General features: G+C 68.5%; 15 protein-coding genes and 1 other RNA gene. 8 read left to right on the top strand and 8 right to left on the bottom strand.

Annotated elements, in window-relative coordinates:
• Nucleotides 1-78: 78 nt before the first annotated feature.
• On the bottom strand, nucleotides 79-273 hold the full coding sequence (locus tag NKJ07_RS18515; RefSeq protein ID WP_318568261.1) for a hypothetical protein: 195 nt from the start codon (nucleotides 271-273) through the stop codon (nucleotides 79-81).
• Between the two features lie 254 nt (nucleotides 274-527).
• Here NKJ07_RS18515 and NKJ07_RS18510 point away from each other — a divergent pair, with 254 nt between their 5' ends.
• Nucleotides 528-1,283, top strand: a complete 756-nt coding sequence (locus NKJ07_RS18510; RefSeq protein WP_318568260.1) for a hypothetical protein — start codon at nucleotides 528-530, stop codon at nucleotides 1,281-1,283.
• 298 nt (nucleotides 1,284-1,581) lie between these two features.
• Complete coding sequence (locus NKJ07_RS18505) at nucleotides 1,582-2,742, top strand: nicotinate phosphoribosyltransferase (protein WP_318568259.1); 1,161 nt, start codon at nucleotides 1,582-1,584, stop codon at nucleotides 2,740-2,742.
• Nucleotides 2,743-2,757: 15 nt separating this feature from the next.
• Here NKJ07_RS18505 and NKJ07_RS18500 read toward each other — a convergent pair whose 3' ends face one another.
• Nucleotides 2,758-3,267: a redoxin domain-containing protein gene (locus NKJ07_RS18500; RefSeq protein ID WP_318568258.1), complete on the bottom strand. Its 510-nt coding sequence runs from the start codon at nucleotides 3,265-3,267 to the stop codon at nucleotides 2,758-2,760.
• Nucleotides 3,268-3,599: 332 nt separating this feature from the next.
• The gene (locus tag NKJ07_RS18495) at nucleotides 3,600-4,202 is read right to left on the bottom strand and encodes a TIGR00296 family protein (protein WP_318568257.1); all 603 of its coding nucleotides are present in this window, start codon (nucleotides 4,200-4,202) and stop codon (nucleotides 3,600-3,602) included.
• 157 nt (nucleotides 4,203-4,359) lie between these two features.
• Between NKJ07_RS18495 and rnpB the strand changes: the two genes are divergently transcribed.
• The 4 genes from rnpB to NKJ07_RS18475 all read left to right on the top strand — a co-directional run bounded on the left by rnpB (nucleotide 4,360) and on the right by NKJ07_RS18475 (nucleotide 9,544).
• Nucleotides 4,360-4,803, top strand: an RNA gene (gene rnpB / locus NKJ07_RS18490) — RNase P RNA component.
• 129 nt (nucleotides 4,804-4,932) lie between these two features.
• Nucleotides 4,933-7,572: a heavy metal translocating P-type ATPase gene (locus tag NKJ07_RS18485; protein ID WP_318568256.1), complete on the top strand. Its 2,640-nt coding sequence runs from the start codon at nucleotides 4,933-4,935 to the stop codon at nucleotides 7,570-7,572.
• Between the two features lie 84 nt (nucleotides 7,573-7,656).
• Complete coding sequence (locus NKJ07_RS18480) at nucleotides 7,657-8,724, top strand: matrixin family metalloprotease (RefSeq protein WP_318568255.1); 1,068 nt, start codon at nucleotides 7,657-7,659, stop codon at nucleotides 8,722-8,724.
• A 541-nt stretch (nucleotides 8,725-9,265) separates the two neighbouring features.
• On the top strand, nucleotides 9,266-9,544 hold the full coding sequence (locus NKJ07_RS18475) for a WNWW family protein (protein WP_318568254.1): 279 nt from the start codon (nucleotides 9,266-9,268) through the stop codon (nucleotides 9,542-9,544).
• Nucleotides 9,545-9,599: 55 nt separating this feature from the next.
• On the opposite strand, the gene NKJ07_RS18470 is transcribed toward NKJ07_RS18475, so the two are convergent.
• Both NKJ07_RS18470 and NKJ07_RS18465 read right to left on the bottom strand, forming a co-directional pair.
• Nucleotides 9,600-10,091 (bottom strand): type IV pilin N-terminal domain-containing protein, encoded by a 492-nt coding sequence (locus tag NKJ07_RS18470; protein ID WP_318568253.1) that lies wholly within the window; start codon nucleotides 10,089-10,091, stop codon nucleotides 9,600-9,602.
• Nucleotides 10,092-10,093: 2 nt separating this feature from the next.
• Nucleotides 10,094-10,546 carry a type IV pilin N-terminal domain-containing protein gene (locus tag NKJ07_RS18465; protein WP_318568252.1) on the bottom strand — a complete coding sequence of 151 codons (453 nt, stop codon included), beginning with the start codon at nucleotides 10,544-10,546 and terminating at the stop codon, nucleotides 10,094-10,096.
• Between the two features lie 311 nt (nucleotides 10,547-10,857).
• Between NKJ07_RS18465 and NKJ07_RS18460 the strand changes: the two genes are divergently transcribed.
• Nucleotides 10,858-12,087, top strand: coding sequence for an MBL fold metallo-hydrolase (locus NKJ07_RS18460; protein ID WP_318568251.1), 1,230 nt, complete (start codon nucleotides 10,858-10,860; stop codon nucleotides 12,085-12,087).
• Nucleotides 12,088-12,126: 39 nt separating this feature from the next.
• Here the strand turns inward: NKJ07_RS18460 and NKJ07_RS18455 are convergent, their stop codons facing one another.
• Together NKJ07_RS18455 and NKJ07_RS18450 are read right to left on the bottom strand one after the other, a co-directional pair.
• A complete protein-coding gene (locus NKJ07_RS18455; protein WP_318568250.1) occupies nucleotides 12,127-13,095 on the bottom strand; it encodes an oxidoreductase in 969 nt (322 codons plus the stop codon).
• Between the two features lie 41 nt (nucleotides 13,096-13,136).
• The gene (locus NKJ07_RS18450) at nucleotides 13,137-13,331 is read right to left on the bottom strand and encodes a hypothetical protein (protein WP_318568249.1); all 195 of its coding nucleotides are present in this window, start codon (nucleotides 13,329-13,331) and stop codon (nucleotides 13,137-13,139) included.
• 93 nt (nucleotides 13,332-13,424) lie between these two features.
• Between NKJ07_RS18450 and NKJ07_RS18445 the strand changes: the two genes are divergently transcribed.
• A complete protein-coding gene (locus tag NKJ07_RS18445; protein WP_318568248.1) occupies nucleotides 13,425-13,865 on the top strand; it encodes a pyridoxamine 5'-phosphate oxidase family protein in 441 nt (146 codons plus the stop codon).
• Nucleotides 13,866-13,969: 104 nt separating this feature from the next.
• Here the strand turns inward: NKJ07_RS18445 and tgtA are convergent, their stop codons facing one another.
• Nucleotides 13,970-15,442, bottom strand: coding sequence for a tRNA guanosine(15) transglycosylase TgtA (tgtA, locus tag NKJ07_RS18440; protein WP_318568247.1), 1,473 nt, complete (start codon nucleotides 15,440-15,442; stop codon nucleotides 13,970-13,972).
• Nucleotides 15,443-15,477 lie beyond the last annotated feature (35 nt).

Raw genomic sequence — 15,477 nt, 5'->3', positions numbered from 1 at the left:
TCCAGCGGGTGCATTCGTCGCGGCACCGGTGTTCGTTTCGAAGAACCGTTCTGCAGAACGGCCGCAAAGTCGCGTATGCTACTTCACCGATCGGCTCAGCCAGAACCCGAGAGACCCGATCAGCACGAGTAATACCACACCGGGGAGTGTTGTTGCGAAGTTACCGTAGCCCAAGAACCCCGCAACAAAGAGGAATCCACCGGTCGCGCCGAGTACGAACAGGGCGTCTCGAAGCTGCTGGCCGTGGAGGGCGTCGCTCAGCGGGCGTGACATGGCACGGACGACAGTTGGTAAAATGGTAAGTCTGTCGACTGTGGTAGCGATTCTTCGATCGGGGTCGACCCTACCCACACCGCGGATTCGCGCCCGCTATTCAGGCGAGGGTTTCAACAGGACTGCAGTGACTATTTGACCTAGCAGGATCATTATTCTCCGCCCGTTCGGAGTGTCTCGACAAAACGATGAAACGACACCCTACGATCGTTCTCTTGGCTACGACAGTCGCTCTGGCCGGCTGTGTCGGGCCTGTGACGCCGTTCGACGGTACACCATCCCCGAGTTCCGATCGAGAGTACCCCGAAGGGACTGGGCCGGACCACGTCAACTTCTCGGCGCTCAACGCCGACGACAGGAACGTCTCACACAGCCCTCGAGAGCACTGGGCGTCGTATGCAGTCGTCTACACGGCGCCGTCTGAGCGCCCACTCGTGGAAGGGAACTACTACATCAATTCCTCCACGGGCGAGATCGTCGGCGAGCGTTGGAACGATGCCAGGGTCTACCTGAACGGTTCGACGTACGCGTTCGTCCAGCCGGCCGATGGTGTCTCAGCACGCGAACGCGAGCAACTCGAATCGGACGGCACCTTCGTCTACCACGAGGCCACCGACGCGTACTACCGGTACGACCGGCACTACGGAAGCGTCGCTCCCACGAACCTCGGGCGCCACCCGACCGTTCTCCACGCGTACACCTGGGAAGCCACCGACACGACGACGCATCACGGTGTCCGTGTCGTTACCTACCGAGCGACTGGTAGCCGCACGGACACCCGCGCCCCACCAGTCGTCAACGGGACACTCCGGCTTGGGGTCGAAGCCGGAGTGGTCTACGCGTTCGATGTTACACTCGATGCAGGCGAACGCAACTACCGTTACACGTACGACGTGAAGCCAGCCCCGTTCCCGGATCACGAGTGGGTAGACCGAGCGCAAGAGGTCACCGCCGAAAACACCTCCTCGGCGGGTAGTTCCGAATCCGAGCGCTTTCACGTCTCTCGGTGACTCCGCCCCTCGTACCTCGCACGCCCAGCGGGACGCTCCGGGCCCCGCACTTCCCTCGCTCCGCTCGCTCATCGCTCGCGCCGGATCGCCGGGCGAGACACCGGGCTCGCTGGCCTCCGTTCGGACCCCTCACGGGAACGGGCCAGCGCCGCGGCCGTCGCGCCACCGCATCAGCGTGGCTATCGGCGCGCAGGATCTCACAGAAGCACGGTTCGGCGTACCCGCCTCGAAGACGATTCCTCTTCGAAGTCGAGGACTGAACGAGTGAACTTTTCACGTCCCGCTCGCAACGACGCGTATGACCGACTTCGACATCGTGGGGCCCGACGCCATCGCGGCGGGACGGGCGACCGACGCGTACTTCGAGCGCACGGCGGAGACGCTCGAGGCGGCCGGTCGCAACCCCCACGTCGTCGCGGAGGTGACCGCCGATCAGTTCTCCGATGGAGGGTTCGAGCTCCTCGCGGGCGTGAAGGACGCCGCGACGCTCCTCGGGGGACTGGCCGTCGACGTCGACGCCGTCCCCGCGGGTCGGCTGTTCGACGGCGGTCCCGTGATGCGCATCTCGGGCCGGTACCTCGACTTCGCCCGCTACGAGACCTCGTTGCTCGGCTTTCTCAGTCACGCCAGCGGCGTCGCCACCGCCGCGCTCGACGTTCGAACGGCGGCACCCGACTCGCTCGTGCTCTCGTTCGGGGCGCGGCACGTCCACCCGTCGATCGCCGCGATGGTCGAACGGAGCGCCCTCGTCGCCGGCCTCGACGGCTTCTCGCACGTGGCCGCCGGGGAGGTACTCGGAAGGGAGGCCTCGGGGACAATGCCCCACGCGCTCGTCATCTGTTTCGGGCCCGGCAACCAAGAGACGGCGTGGCGCGCGTTCGACGAGAGCGTCGGTGACGACGTTCCCCGTGTCGCGCTCTGTGACACCTACAGCGACGAGGTCGACGAGAGCCTCCGGGCCGCGCGGGCGGTCGACGCCCTCGACAGCGTCCGCCTCGACACCACCTCCTCCAGGCGGGGCGACTTCCGGCACATCCTCCGGGAGGTGCGGTGGGCGCTCGACAGCGAGGGGTTCGACGACGTGGGGATCTTCGCCAGTGGCGGTCTCGACCCCGTCCAGCTCCGCGGCCTCCGTGACGTCGCTGACGGCTTCGGCGTCGGCGGCTACGTCTCGAACGCCGACCCGGTCGACTTCGCGCTCGACATCGTCGAGGTCGACGGAACCGCGGGGGCGAAACGCGGGAAACTCGGCGGCGTCAAGGAGGTGTACCGGACGCCCGACGGCGAACACCTGATCCGGCGGCGGGACGACCCCGCACCCGACGACGGCGAGGCGCTCCTCGAACCACTCATCCGCGACGGTGAACTCGTCGACGGGGTCGACCTCGGTATCGACGCCGCCGCGGCGCGGGCCGAGGCGGACGCGGCGCTGTGTGGCTACGGCGACGAAGACGGCTGAACCGACCCCATCGGCCTACGCCGGTTCGTCGCCCGCGACCAGTTCCGCGACCACGTCCCTCACGGTCGAGACGAACGCCTCGAAGTCGGGGTTGTCGCCGTCGCGGACCCACCGGTAGCGGACCACGCCGTCGGAATCGAGGACGAAGACGCTCCGCTTCGCCACCTCGATACTCCCGTACATGTCGTCGCGCACCACGTCGTACGCGTGGACGACGTCGTGGGTCCAGTCCGAGAGCATCGGGAAGTTCAGTCGCTCGCGCTGGATCCAGACGTTCTGGGCGAACGGGAGGTCGACGCTGATCCCGTACACTCCCGCGTCGAGGTCGTCGAAGGAGTCCATCGAGTCCCGGAACGCACACATCTCGGCGGTACAGCCGCTGGTGAAGGCGGCCGGGTAGAAGGCGAGGACGATCGGTCCGTCGCCGAACGTCTCGGACAGCGTGAACGTCTCGACATCGTCGTACGCCGTGCCGCCGGCGCGGGGCACGGTGAAATCAGGGGCGGGTTCGCCTACGTCGACCATGTCGCACCGTCTCCCTCGTGGGAGATATACTGGGCCGTCATGTCGAACGAGACCGATAGCTGACGGTCGACAGCAAACTGCTGCTACGGAGTCGGGGTCGCCGTCTTCGGGTTTGCCGCGATGGTCGTCCTCGGCGGCTGAACCCGGGGGCAGAAGCGTCGTTGGACGGCGTAGGAGAGGATGGATTCGAACTGAAAGTCCGCACGGGCACAGCGACCGCCCTCCGTGCGCTCGCTTCGCTTGCGTACTTCGGGCGGAGTTTTTGATCCAGCTTTTTGCGAGTGGGTCGAGGCCGCCGGAGGCGGCCGAGGCCCCGCAGTAAAAAGCTGGGTTTACAGCTCTTCGACGCTCCCGCCGTCGTTGCGCTCGCGGAAGACCTGGCCCTCGAACAGCGTCACCATCGTCTCGTCGGTCTGCCAGGCGAAGGGCGAGAGCTTGGCCTTGCGGCAGACGCGGGTGAGGTACTCCTCTTTCGACCAGTCGTTCTCGACGGGGATCGTGGGGTAGAGCCAGCCGTGTTTCCCGCCGCTGTCGACGGCGACCCCGTGGCGGCCGAGCTCGAGGTCGGCGAGGGGATCGTTAGTGAGAAGATGGTTACAGACGACGCAGACGGAGATGTTCAGATGCGGGAGTTCCTGCGCTTCGATTTCCGAACCACAGGAGTCGCCCGACGCGGCCTGGATGGCCGCGTCGACGATGGCGTGTCCGAGTTGGTCCTTGCCTCGGTACGCGCCGGCACAACCACGGAGGCGACCCCGCCCGCGCGTCGACTGGAGGCGGACGAACGCACCGGTTCGCGCGTAGAAGGCGTCACGCATGCTCCCCGGTTGTTCCCGTTGGCCGTGCAAAACGTACGATTCGACGGATTCCCTGGCCAGTTCGACCGCACGCGCCCCATCCTCGTATGTAAGGCGAACGGTCTGCGCCTCCGACATACCCATCCAGAGGAAGCCTGGCGACTTGAACCCTTCCTTTCACACGAGAAGAATCGTGAGGGTTTCCGTCGGCCGCGCCCGATCGAAGCGCGGGCCGGCCCCGACCCGTTTCGACGACACCGAACGGCTTAACCGCCAGTCGGCGCTACGGACGGGTGGCAGAGAGAGCCCGGCTCCCGTGGCTACACAGGTGGCCATGAGGAAAGTCCCCCCACCGTCCGGACAGGTGACCGGGCGCAAGCCCGGAGTCGGAGACGGCTGGCTCTGGAACAGAAACGAGACCCCTCGGCCCGACCGATGAGGTGTATCCCCCGCGTCGGCACCGCCGACCGGGGTGCGAACCCGACCGCGAGGGAGGGGAGTTAACCCACCGAGGGCTGCGAGGGACGGTCGTCCCTCGTCTGCGAGCGGGCACCGCCCGCGAGCCGCGGGTCGAGAACGGATGGAACGGCGAATCCTCACCGGTGCAAGTCCGCGCCATCAGGTAGTCCGGACGGCGCTGTCGGGCGCTCCCCGACGTGCCCCCGGGTCCCCCCGGGACAGGACGCGGACGCTCAGCCGAATGCCGGGACGAACAGAAGGGGGCTTACTCCTCTCAGCCGCTCACGCCCCGCGAGCGACAGCGACCGGCCGGGTTATTAACCTACTTTGGTTTGATTAGCAAAAATTCGCACTCTTGGCCGGAATTGTGATAGGTGAATTAATAACCGACCGTCCGTTACCGTGGCGTATGAACAACGGTGAGGGCGACGGTGCCGGCGAGTGCGGCTGTGACGACGGGTGTTCCGTCGACGCGGCCGACACCGCGGCGACGGAGACCACCGGGTCGTCCCACGCACGCCGTTCGAGCGACGGCTCCGGCGGGGGGACCGAGCGCACGCTCTCGGTCCCGGAGATGGACTGTCCCTCCTGTGCCGGGAAGGTCGAGAAGGCGCTCGCGACCGTCGACGGGGTTCGGTCGGTCGAGACCCGTCCGACGTCGGGGACGCTCGTCGTCCGCTACGACGACCACGAAACCGCGCCGGCGGCGATCCATCGAGCCGTCGAGGGGGCGGGGTACGCCGTCGAGACCGACGAGCGGCTGACGCTGTCCGTGCCGGAGATGGACTGCCCCTCCTGCGCCGGGAAGGTCGAGAACGGCCTCTCGACGGTCGGCGGGATCCAAACCGTCGAGACCCGTCCGGCGTCGGGGACCCTCGTCGTCACGGTCGACCCCACACGTGCCTCGCGGGGGGATGTCGTCGCCGCCGTCGAACAGTCGGGGTACACCGTCGAGGCCGACGCAGACGACGCCGCGGGTTCGCGGGACGTCTGGCGGTCGCGACGCGCCCTGAAGACCGGGGTCGGGGCGGCGTTGCTCCTGGCCGGCGGGAGCTTGGAGTACGTCGTGCCTGCCGTCGACCCGCTGGTGGGGACCGTCGGCAGTCGCGAGATCACCGTCGCGTGGCTCGCGCTCGTGCTCGCCGCTCTCGTCGCCGGGCAGGCCATCCTCCGCAACGGTTACTACTCGGTGCGCACCCGCTCGCTCGACGTCGACCTCCTGATGGGCGTCGGCGTCGTCGCGGCGCTCGCGGTCGACCTCCCGTTCGAGGCGGCGACGCTGGCCGTGTTGTACTCGGTCGCCGAGTTGCTGGAGCGGTTCTCGATGGACCGCGCCCGCTCGTCGATGCAGGCGCTCGTCGACCTCTCGCCGGACACCGCGACGGTCCTCCGCGACGGTGACGAACGGGTCGTCCCGGTCGACGACGTCACCGTCGGGGAACGCGTCGTGGTTCGTCCGGGCGAGCGCGTTCCCGTGGACGGCGTCGTCGCCGACGGGGAGAGCGCGGTCGACGAGTCGCCGATCACGGGCGAGTCCGTCCCGGTGGACAAGGCTCCGGACGCCGAAGTGTACGCCGGCAGCATCGTCGCCGAGGGCTACCTCGAGGTCGAGGCGTCCGCCACCGCGAGCGAGTCGACGCTGGCGCAGGTGGTCGAGTTGGTCGCCGACGCCGAGGAGGCCCGGACCGACCACGAACGGTACATCGACCGGTTCGCGCGGTACTACACGCCGGTCATCGTCAGTGGGGCGCTCCTCACGGCGTTCGGCCCGCCCCTCGTCGTCGGCGCGCCGTTCGAGACCTGGTTCGTCCGCGGCCTCACGCTGCTGGTCGTCGCCTGCCCCTGCGCGTTCGTCATCTCGACGCCGGTCTCGGTCGTCTCGGCCGTGACGAGCGCCGCGCGCAACGGCGTCCTCGTCAAGGGCGGCGACCGACTCGAAGCGATGGCCGACGTCGACGTCGTGGCGTTCGACAAGACCGGCACGCTCACCACCGGAGAGCTGAGCGTCACGGACGCCGTGCCGCTCGGTGACAGGGATAAAGACGAGCTCCTCGCCTGTGCCCGGGCGCTCGAAGCGCGGAGCGAACACCCGATCGCGGCGGCGATCGTTGACCACGCCGACGACCGCGGGGTCGACGAGCGCGCGATCACGGCGTTCGAGTCGATCCCCGGCAAGGGCGTGAAAGCTGACCTGGACGGTGTCACCCACTACGCAGGCAAGCCTGCGCTGTTCGCCGACCTCGGCTTCGACCTCGGGCACGCACACCTCGACGCCGACCTCCGGACCGACGGAGGGCTCCAGACCCGCCGCTGTGACCACGACGAGGGGACGTACGTCGACCTCGCCGAGGACGTCGTGCCGCGGCTCCAGGCGCGGGGTGCCTCGGTCGTGCTCGTCGGGACCGAGTCGGAGTTGGAAGGCGTCGTCGCCGTCGCCGACACCGTCCGCCCCGAAGCACGCTGGACGGTCGCCCGCCTCCGCGAGTTCGGCGTCCGGACCGCGATGCTCACCGGCGACAACGAGCGCACGGCCCGGGTCATCGGCGAGGCGGTGGGCGTCGACGAGGTCCACGCCGACCTGCTCCCGGAGGAGAAGGTCGATACGGTGTCGCGGCTCGCGGCCGACCACGGGCCGGTCGCGATGGTCGGCGACGGCGTCAACGACGCGCCCGCGCTCGCCACGGCCTCGGTCGGCGTTGCGATGGGTGCCGCGGGCACCGACACGGCGATCGAGACGGCCGACGTCGCGCTGATGAGCGACGACCTCGTGCGGGTCCCGTACCTCGTCACCCTCTCCCGGCGGACGAGTCGGGTCATCCGACAGAACGTCTGGTCGTCGCTGGCTGTCAAGGCCGTCCTCGCCGTCGGCGCGCCGCTCGGCCTCGTGTCGGTCATCCACGCGATCGTCGTCGGTGACATGGGGATGAGCCTGGGCGTCACCGGCAACGCGATGCGACTCGCCGACGTCACGCCCGAGACGCCGACCCTCGTCGACGACGGGGCGACCGACGAGGCGTCCGAGTCGGGCGGTACGCCGGCGTCGGACTGACCGGACGCGCGCCCGGTCGAGCCGTTCCCAGCCGTGAGAGCCGGGGCCAAAGGGATTTGCGTCTCCGCCTCCCAGATCGGAGGGATGGTTCGCTCCTCCCTCGTCGTCGCCTTCCTCCTCGCGGTCGTCCTCGCCGGCTGTCTGGGACCGTCGTTCGGATCGGGCGGTCTCGCCGACAACGACCGCCCGAGTTCGGGGGCGAGTCCCACCGCCGCGACGGCGGTCGACAGCGATCCCGGAAGCGACGGCTCCGCCGAAGGCGGGCAGGCGACCACCGACAGCCGAAGCCCGTGGGGGTCCGATCCGATCGTCGTGGCCGTCGACGGTCCGGCCGGACGCGACGTCGTCCCCCTGGTTCGGACGGCGACGGCGTACTGGGAGGCGAACGCGACGCGGTACGCCGGCTACGGAGTGGAGTACGAGGTCCGCCCGGACGCGGCGAACCCGGACGTCGTGGTCCGGTTCCAGGACGAGATCACGGGCTGTGATGACAGCCACGACACCGCCGGCTGCGCGCCGTACATCACCGCCGCGGGGCAGATCGACCGGCCGGTCACCGTCGAGATCAAGACCGGGCTCTCGGACGCGTCGACCGTCCAGGTCGTCCAACACGAACTCGGCCACACGCTCGGGTTGGGCCACGACGACGAGCCCCAGGACGTGATGCGGACCGGCGTGACGCTCACCACCTTGCCCCAGCCGAACGCGACCGAGCGCGACTTCCCGTGGGCCGACGGCGAGTTCACCGTCTACGTCGACGTCGCGGACGCGCCCGATCCCGGGGCCGCCCGCGAGCAGGTGCGCGAGGCACTCGACTACTACGAGCGCGGCGCGCCGACGGATCGAGAGCTCACGTTCCGCGTCGTCGACGACCCCGACGCCGAACTCGTGGTCCGGTACGCCGAATCGGCGGCGTGTTCCGAAGGGTCGGGCTCCTGCGGGTCGAGCCGTGGCCCTGATCCCGACGGCGACGGGGCCAGCGAGCGCTACTCGCAGTTCACCGTGACCGTCGTCGGACTCGACACGGACGCCGTCGGCTGGCACGTCGGCTACTGGCTCGCCACGGCGTTCGGTGCCGAGACCGACGCGGAGAGACCGCCGCCGTTCCGCGACGCCTCCTACGAGGAGCGGCGGAGCGAGTGGTGGGAGTGAACGGACGAGCGACGTGAGCGATCGGTGACAGCGAGACGGTGACCCGTTTCGGGTTCACCACACCAGCACTGTCAGCACCGTCCGCAACGACGGCATCCGGCTAGATGGGCGATAACTTGGGACACGACTTGCGAAACGACGCGGACGAGGACGGAGCGAGAGCCCCTGCAGTCGCAAGGGTGGCGGGACAACGTCCTCAGCGTGTGCCGGTTGTCCGGGTCGAATCGCGTGTGAGAGGACCGCGCGGTTGCCAGGGTGGGGGTACCACACCGCCGAAGCGGCTCTGTCGTTTCGAGCCGTTCGTCCGCGAGCACCCGGCTGGGGAGGTCTTCACGATCGAAGCGAGTGAAGGCCCGAAGCGCCGCAGGCGCTTCGGTGCGCGAGGATTCGAACTGCGCACCGGGTACTGTGTGGTCACACCGTCGCCCACAGCGATTCCCTCAAACGATCGAACGGTGCCGAGCGCCTCACTCGCGGCGGTGAGCGAACGAGAGTCCGTGCTCAGCGCGGGTTGAAATGTCCTCGTCCCCTCACTCCAGACGTGAACGCCGACGAACTCGACCGCGCGCTCGCCGAGGCGTTCGAGGGGAGCGAGGCGGAACGACGGGTGGTGGTCCGGCAGGCGATGGATCTCGCCGAGTCGGGACAGGTGACCGAGGACCGCGGGTCGGACCTGACCGTCGCGGAGGTGGTTCGAAATCTGGCCGACGCGCCGGACGGGAGCGTCGCGAGTCGGTGGAACTGGTGGCTCGGGGCGCTGGAGGTGGCGTACGGTGGGTACGCCGAGTTTCAGGTGCGGCGGTTCTCACGCGAGGAGTGAGAGTCAGTGCTGCCGCTCAGCAGCGAATAAACAGAAAAATCGAAGGACCGTTGTGTCAGCCCTGCCAGGTGGCCTGGCCGATCGTGGCCGTCTTGTCGCTGTTCGACGACGACCAGACGATACGGACTTCATTACCAGCCTGGTCCGACCCTGGCGCCAGCGCGATAGAGTCACCGGCACTCACTTCACTACCCCAAGCGTCGGCGGCGGCGCCGGCACCGGCAGTGAAGTCAGGTGAGGACGCTGAAATGTCGCCTGGGCTCCCGGCCGCACCAGTTCCTGAGTACACGGTAGCACCACCGACGACCACGCTCAGCGTCGAGTCGTCGATCGAGTCCCCGCCGTCGTGGGTGATCGTTCCGTACGTTCCGTTCGCGAAGTCGAAGGAGAACTGTGCCTGTGGTGCACTCTCTGAGACCTGGTCACCGAGCCCGAGCACGAACGTCCCGATGACGGCCGCTAGGATCACCGTGATCGCGACCATCAGGATAACGCCGATGACCGGGCTCACTGCGCGGTCCTCCGTCAGTAGTTTTCTGAAGTTCATTATTACGCCTCGAATTGTCCGACAGTCGCAGTCTTGTCGCTGTTGGGCGACGACCAGACGATTCGGATCGTCTCGCCTGCAGTGACGGCATCTTCGGTGCCGCCACCCGCCACAGTACCGTCATTGAGGACGGTCGAGTTGCCGGCAGAGACGTCGTACGCCGTGGTGATGCCTTGCGAGTTGTCCCATCTGACGTCGTTCCCACCGCCAGTGATGTTGATATTGTCGCTCGAGATCGCGTCTCCTCCATCGTGAGTGATGGTGAGTTGGTCAGTACTCGAATCAAGATTGAACGTAAACTGTGCTTGCGGTGCGCTCTCGGAGACCTGATCGCCGAGCCCGAGCACGAACGTCCCGATGACGGCCGCCAGGATCACCGTGATCGCGACCATCAGGATGACGCCAATGACCGGGCTCACTGCGCGGTCCTCCGTCAGTAATTGTTTGAAGTTCATTGTCGTTCTCGGCACGTTCCGACCGAGTGGACTCGTCCCATCGACACACCTCGCGTGTGCTGAGAGGCCCGTGCCCCCCCGAGACAGCTCAGTCGCCCGTGCTTACCCCCCAGGTTTCAGAGTCTGATACAAAAACCTGCCTCGCCTATTCTCATAATAGATATCGAGTAGATAAGGGGCATAAGAAGGCCCTATAAACTGGACTCTATCCATCTACCAACGAAATTCGACTCCGTTCTCCTTCCCGAATCTGATATCGAGGGGACGGCGAACCGACGGACGGAAACCGCCGCGGTGGGTAGTCCGGTCCGATGAAGCTCCAGTTCCTCGGCGGCGTCCGCGAGGTCGGCCGGAGCGCGGTCCTCGTCAACGAGTCGCTCCTCCTCGACTACGGGATGCTGACGGGGAACCCGCCGCAGTTCCCCGTCTCGGCGCCGACGCCCGAGGCCGTCGTCGTCTCCCACGGCCACCTCGACCACGCCGGTGTCGTTCCCGCGCTCCTCTCCGGGCGGGACCGACCGGAGATTCACTGGACCCCGCCCACGCAGGAACTCGCGCTCACGCTCGCGCGCGATACGCTGAAACTGCAGGGCGGGAGCTACAACTGCCCGTTCACCGAGAACGACGTCAAACGCGTGACAGAGGTCTCGCGGACGCACGGCTACGGCGAGTCGTTCGAGGCCGCGGGCCACGAGGTGACGCTGTACGACGCGGGCCACATCCCCGGAAGCGCGCACGTGCTCGTCGACGATGGGGAGACGCGCCTGCTCTACACGGCCGACTTCCACACCACTGACCAGCGACTCGTGGCGGGAACGACCGCCCGGCCCGACGCCGACGTCGTGATCTGTGAGAGCACGTACGCCGACGTCGACCACGATCCGCGAGCCGAGGTGGAGCGACGCTTCGCCGAGAGCGTGAAGACGACGCTGTGGGAGGGCGGGACGGTCGTCGTCCCCGCGTTCGCCATCGGCCGGACGCAGGAGCTCCTGCTCGTCTGTGCGGCCCACGACATCCCGTGTTACGTCGACGGGATGGGTCAGGGCGTGACGCGGATGCTCCGCCGACACCCCGATTTCGTCCGCGACGCCGACGCGCTCCAGCGTGCGGCCGGCCACGCCCGGTTCGTCTCCAACCCGGGACAACGCACGCGGATCGCCGACCAAAACGCTGCAATCGTCACGACGAGCGGGATGCTCTCGGGCGGCCCGGCCATGACGTACATCCCGCAGATCCGGGGGAACCCGGTGAACAAGATCACCCTGACCGGCTACCAGGTCGAGGGGACGCCCGGACGCTCGCTCCTCGAGACGGGGAGCGCCGAGATCGACGGCCGCGTCATGCCGGTCAGCGCCCGCGTCGAGTCGTACGACTTCTCCGCGCACGCCGACCACGACGGCCTCCGGGCGTTCCTCCAGTCGTACGAGAACGCGAGGGTGCTCGTCGGCCACGGCGACCGCTGTGCGGCGTTCGCCACCGAGCTCCGGGCCGACGGGTTCGACGCGACCGCCCCCGAACTGGGTGAGATCGTCGAGCACTGAGCGACCCTCCCCGAGTTCGGCGAGTTGACACAGAGGGTCCTACGGCGTCTCACCGGTTGCCTTTTCGGTGAAGCCGTACGTGACGCCGGTCAGGTTTTCGGAGACATCCCAGAGCCGCGCGGCGGTCCGTCGATCGTACGACCGCTCGCTCGACCGCTGTTTTTCGGGAGTGCCGCGCATGTTCAACAGCCCGCCCGGCCCGACGTAGTCGCCGCCGTCGACGTCGGGGGCGGTCGCGGCGTACAACAGCGGGAGCGCACCTCTCGCCGCCGACTGGGCGAACACCGCGTTCGCGACCGTCATCAGCGCGGCCTTGAGCCGCGAGCCCTCGGCCTCGGGGCCCCGGCGCTGGAGGTTCGTCGCCGCGTACCCCGGGTGACAGGCGACGCTGGTCACGTCGTCGATCCCTGAGTCCCCGAGCCGTCGGTCGAGTTCGTACGCGAACAGCACGTTCGCCAGTTTGCTCTGGGCGTACGCCTCCCAGCGGTCGTAGTCGCGTTCGCCCTGTAGGTCGTCGAAGTCGATCTCGCCGCGCTCGTGCAGGCCGCTGGCGTGGGTGACGACCCGGACGTCGCCGGCGGTCGCGGCGGTCTCGCGGAGACGGTCGAAAAGCAGGCCCGTGAGCGCGAAGTGGCCGAGGTGGTTGACGCCGAACTGCGTCTCGAAGCCCTCAGTGGTCTCCGACCGCGGGAGCGCCATCACGCCCGCGTTGTTGCAGAGCGCGTGGAGGTCGCCGTCGAAGCCATCGGCGAACGCCCGGACGGACGACAGCGAGGCGAGGTCGAGCTCGCGCACCGAGAGGTCGGCACCGGCGACCTCGCGTTCGATCTCGGCGGCGGCCGCCTCCCCCCGGTCGACGCTTCGACAGGCCAGGATCACGCGCGCACCGACACGGGCGAACGCCCGCGTCGCCTCGTAGCCCAGCCCGCTGTTCGCGCCCGTCACGATCACCGTCTGCCCGTCGATGTCGGGCATCTCGACGGCCGTCCATCCCTGGCTCCGTGGCATACCCCGACTAGGAAGCCGCGCGACAGAAAGCCGTCGACCGCTTACTCCGTCTCGATCCGGCGCTCGAACTCGAACGAGAGCCAGCCGTCGGCGTACGAGACGCCGCCGCGTTCGCGCGGTCGTGGCTCCGTGCGAACGTCGTAGCCGTAGAGCGTCGCGGTCCCGTCGCGGAGGTCGGCGGCGACGCGCTCGAACGCCGTCGCGAGCGCGTCGGCTCTGTCGGTGGTGTGGGCCATGGGGAAAGAACGTCCCGCGGACCCAAAGCTGTGGGGTCGTCCGCCGTCCGGACGGGCCCGGCGTTTTTTCGCGCTCGCGTCCGACTCCCGAGTATGAAGCTCACCGGGGCCTGGGACCGGCCCGCAGTGGACGACTTCCTGACGACGACTGTCCCGGTTCGGCTGTCGTGTCGGACCCCGGACGAACACCTCTGGATGCTCTCGCTGTGGTATCTCTGGGAGGACGACGCGCTGTGGTGTGCGACCGGGACGGACGCCGACGTCGTCCGCTACCTCCAGGCCGACGACGAGGTGGCGTTCGAGGTGTCGACGAACGACCCCCCGTACAGAGGTGTGCGCGGGCGCGGACGCGCGACGATCGAGCCCGACGAGGAGAAGACGCTCCTCCGGCGACTGCTCGAGAGGTATCTGGGCGGGACCGACTCCCCGCTCGCCGAGCGCTTGCTCGACTCCGCCCGCGACGAGGTGCGGATCCGGATCGCCCCCGTCCGCGTCCACAGCTGGGACTACTCGGGGCGGATGGGCGACGCCTGAGCCGCGGGTGCGGACGCCGGGGAGTCGGCGATGCGGTAGGGGGCGATTCGGCCGACGACGCAGTGGCGGACGGCTCAGCCGCCAACGACGCAGTGGCAGACGGCTCAATCGACGACGCGGTTCCGGAGTGTCACGGCGTCGGGGACGAGCGCGAGCGCCGCGGGGTCCCAGTCGTCGTGGGCGAGCGTCACGGTCGCGTCGGGGTTGGCCTCGACGAGCCGTGCGACGCCGCGGGCGGCCATCTCCTGGGCCGGACGGTCGACGCGATCGGGCGCCTCGGCAGTGAGCGGGTACGAGTCCGACAGCTCCCTGGGGTGGGGGCCGAACGGTGGGACGACCCGCCAGACGTGGTCGTACGCGGCCGAGCCGCCCTTGCCCTCGGTGAGGAGGACGTCCCCGGAGACCGACAGCCGGTCGAGCCGGTCGTGGTGTCGGTGGACTTCGGGTCGCCGGGCGCTCTCCGCGGAGAGGTAGAAGAACGCGTCCTTCGAGACGGGGTCGGCGCGTTCGAGGTCGGCGGCGTGGTCTAAGAGCGCGCGGTAGCCGTCGACCATCGCGGGGTGGCCGCGGGCGCGCGCCTCGACCAGTTCGAGGAGCGTGCCGCGCCTGATGGCCTGTTTCACCCGGCGGAGTTCGCCGTAGGAGACGTGGAGGTTGTGCTCGGCCAGGAGCCGTTCGCGCTCGGCGTCGTCGAACCCGCGCAACTCCTCGGGGGTGTGGCTCGCACACACCGGGCACTCACAGGGGAGGTAGTCGAGGTCGGCGAGGTGTTCGGTGCCCCTGACGGTGAGATAGCGGTCGTCACGGGCGTACAGCGCGTACGCCGCCGAGTCGAACAGATCACAGCCCGCGGCGGCCGCGAGCGCGAACATCATCGGGTGGCCCGCGCCGAAGAGGTGGACCGGGGCGGCCGGCCCGAGCCCGCGCTTGGCGGCGGCGACGACGTCGATCATCTCGGCGTACCGGTACGAGTTCATGAGCGGGACGACCGCCCCGACCGGAAAGACGTCGAGGTCGGTGTCGGCGGCCGCCCGAGCCGCGCGCTCGCGGAGGTCGGGGTAGGTCGACCCCTGGATGGGCGCGTTGAGGAGCATCTCGCCGGTGTCGACCGCTTCGGCGTCGGCGAGGGCTTTTTCGGTCGTTGCGAGGTCGCGTTCGGCCTGCTCGCGGGAGACGTCCGGCGGCGTCGGGATGTCGACGGGCGTCCCCACGTCGGAACCGATGTCGCGCTGGAACTCGACGATCTCCGTGGTCGTGACGTCGATCTCGCCGTACTCCGCGAGTTGGAACGAGCCCGAGTCGGTGACGATCGCCCCCGAGAAGTCCAACAGCGAGTGCAGCCCCTCGTCGAGGGCGCGCTCGCGGAGGTCGTCCGTCGAGCGGATGATGTAGGAGTTGGTGATGAGCACCTGCGCGCCGAACGCCTGTTCTAACCGCGCGGGCGGGATCGTCTCGATGTTGGGGTTGATCACCGGCATGAGCGCCGGTGTCTCGACCGTGACGCCGGCCCGAGGAACCGTCAGTTCGCCGATCCGGCCGGCGGCGTCGGCGTGCCGGAGTTCGAAGTGCTCGCGCATCTGCTCTGGAGTCGACCGGTTGCGGGTGTAAGGGT

The sequence above is a fragment of the Salinigranum marinum genome (genome assembly GCF_024228675.1).
Classification (GTDB): domain Archaea; phylum Halobacteriota; class Halobacteria; order Halobacteriales; family Haloferacaceae; genus Salinigranum; species Salinigranum marinum.
This window is presented reverse-complemented; position numbering and strand designations above follow the sequence as displayed.

Bases quoted from the DNA above. Each gene is read 5' to 3' on its own strand.
- NKJ07_RS18465 (WP_318568252.1), bottom strand. From the start codon at position 10,546: ATGAACTTCAAACAATTACTGACGGAGGACCGCGCAGTGAGCCCGGTC.
- NKJ07_RS18505 (WP_318568259.1), top strand. From the start codon at position 1,582: ATGACCGACTTCGACATCGTGGGGCCCGACGCCATCGCGGCGGGACGG.
- NKJ07_RS18485 (WP_318568256.1), top strand. From the start codon at position 4,933: ATGAACAACGGTGAGGGCGACGGTGCCGGCGAGTGCGGCTGTGACGAC.
- NKJ07_RS18460 (WP_318568251.1), top strand. From the start codon at position 10,858: ATGAAGCTCCAGTTCCTCGGCGGCGTCCGCGAGGTCGGCCGGAGCGCG.
- NKJ07_RS18515 (WP_318568261.1), bottom strand. From the start codon at position 273: ATGTCACGCCCGCTGAGCGACGCCCTCCACGGCCAGCAGCTTCGAGAC.
- NKJ07_RS18445 (WP_318568248.1), top strand. From the start codon at position 13,425: ATGAAGCTCACCGGGGCCTGGGACCGGCCCGCAGTGGACGACTTCCTG.
- tgtA (WP_318568247.1), bottom strand. From the start codon at position 15,442: ATGCGCGAGCACTTCGAACTCCGGCACGCCGACGCCGCCGGCCGGATC.
- NKJ07_RS18455 (WP_318568250.1), bottom strand. From the start codon at position 13,095: ATGCCACGGAGCCAGGGATGGACGGCCGTCGAGATGCCCGACATCGAC.
- NKJ07_RS18480 (WP_318568255.1), top strand. From the start codon at position 7,657: ATGGTTCGCTCCTCCCTCGTCGTCGCCTTCCTCCTCGCGGTCGTCCTC.
- NKJ07_RS18470 (WP_318568253.1), bottom strand. From the start codon at position 10,091: ATGAACTTCAGAAAACTACTGACGGAGGACCGCGCAGTGAGCCCGGTC.
- NKJ07_RS18450 (WP_318568249.1), bottom strand. From the start codon at position 13,331: ATGGCCCACACCACCGACAGAGCCGACGCGCTCGCGACGGCGTTCGAG.
- NKJ07_RS18500 (WP_318568258.1), bottom strand. From the start codon at position 3,267: ATGGTCGACGTAGGCGAACCCGCCCCTGATTTCACCGTGCCCCGCGCC.
- NKJ07_RS18495 (WP_318568257.1), bottom strand. From the start codon at position 4,202: ATGTCGGAGGCGCAGACCGTTCGCCTTACATACGAGGATGGGGCGCGT.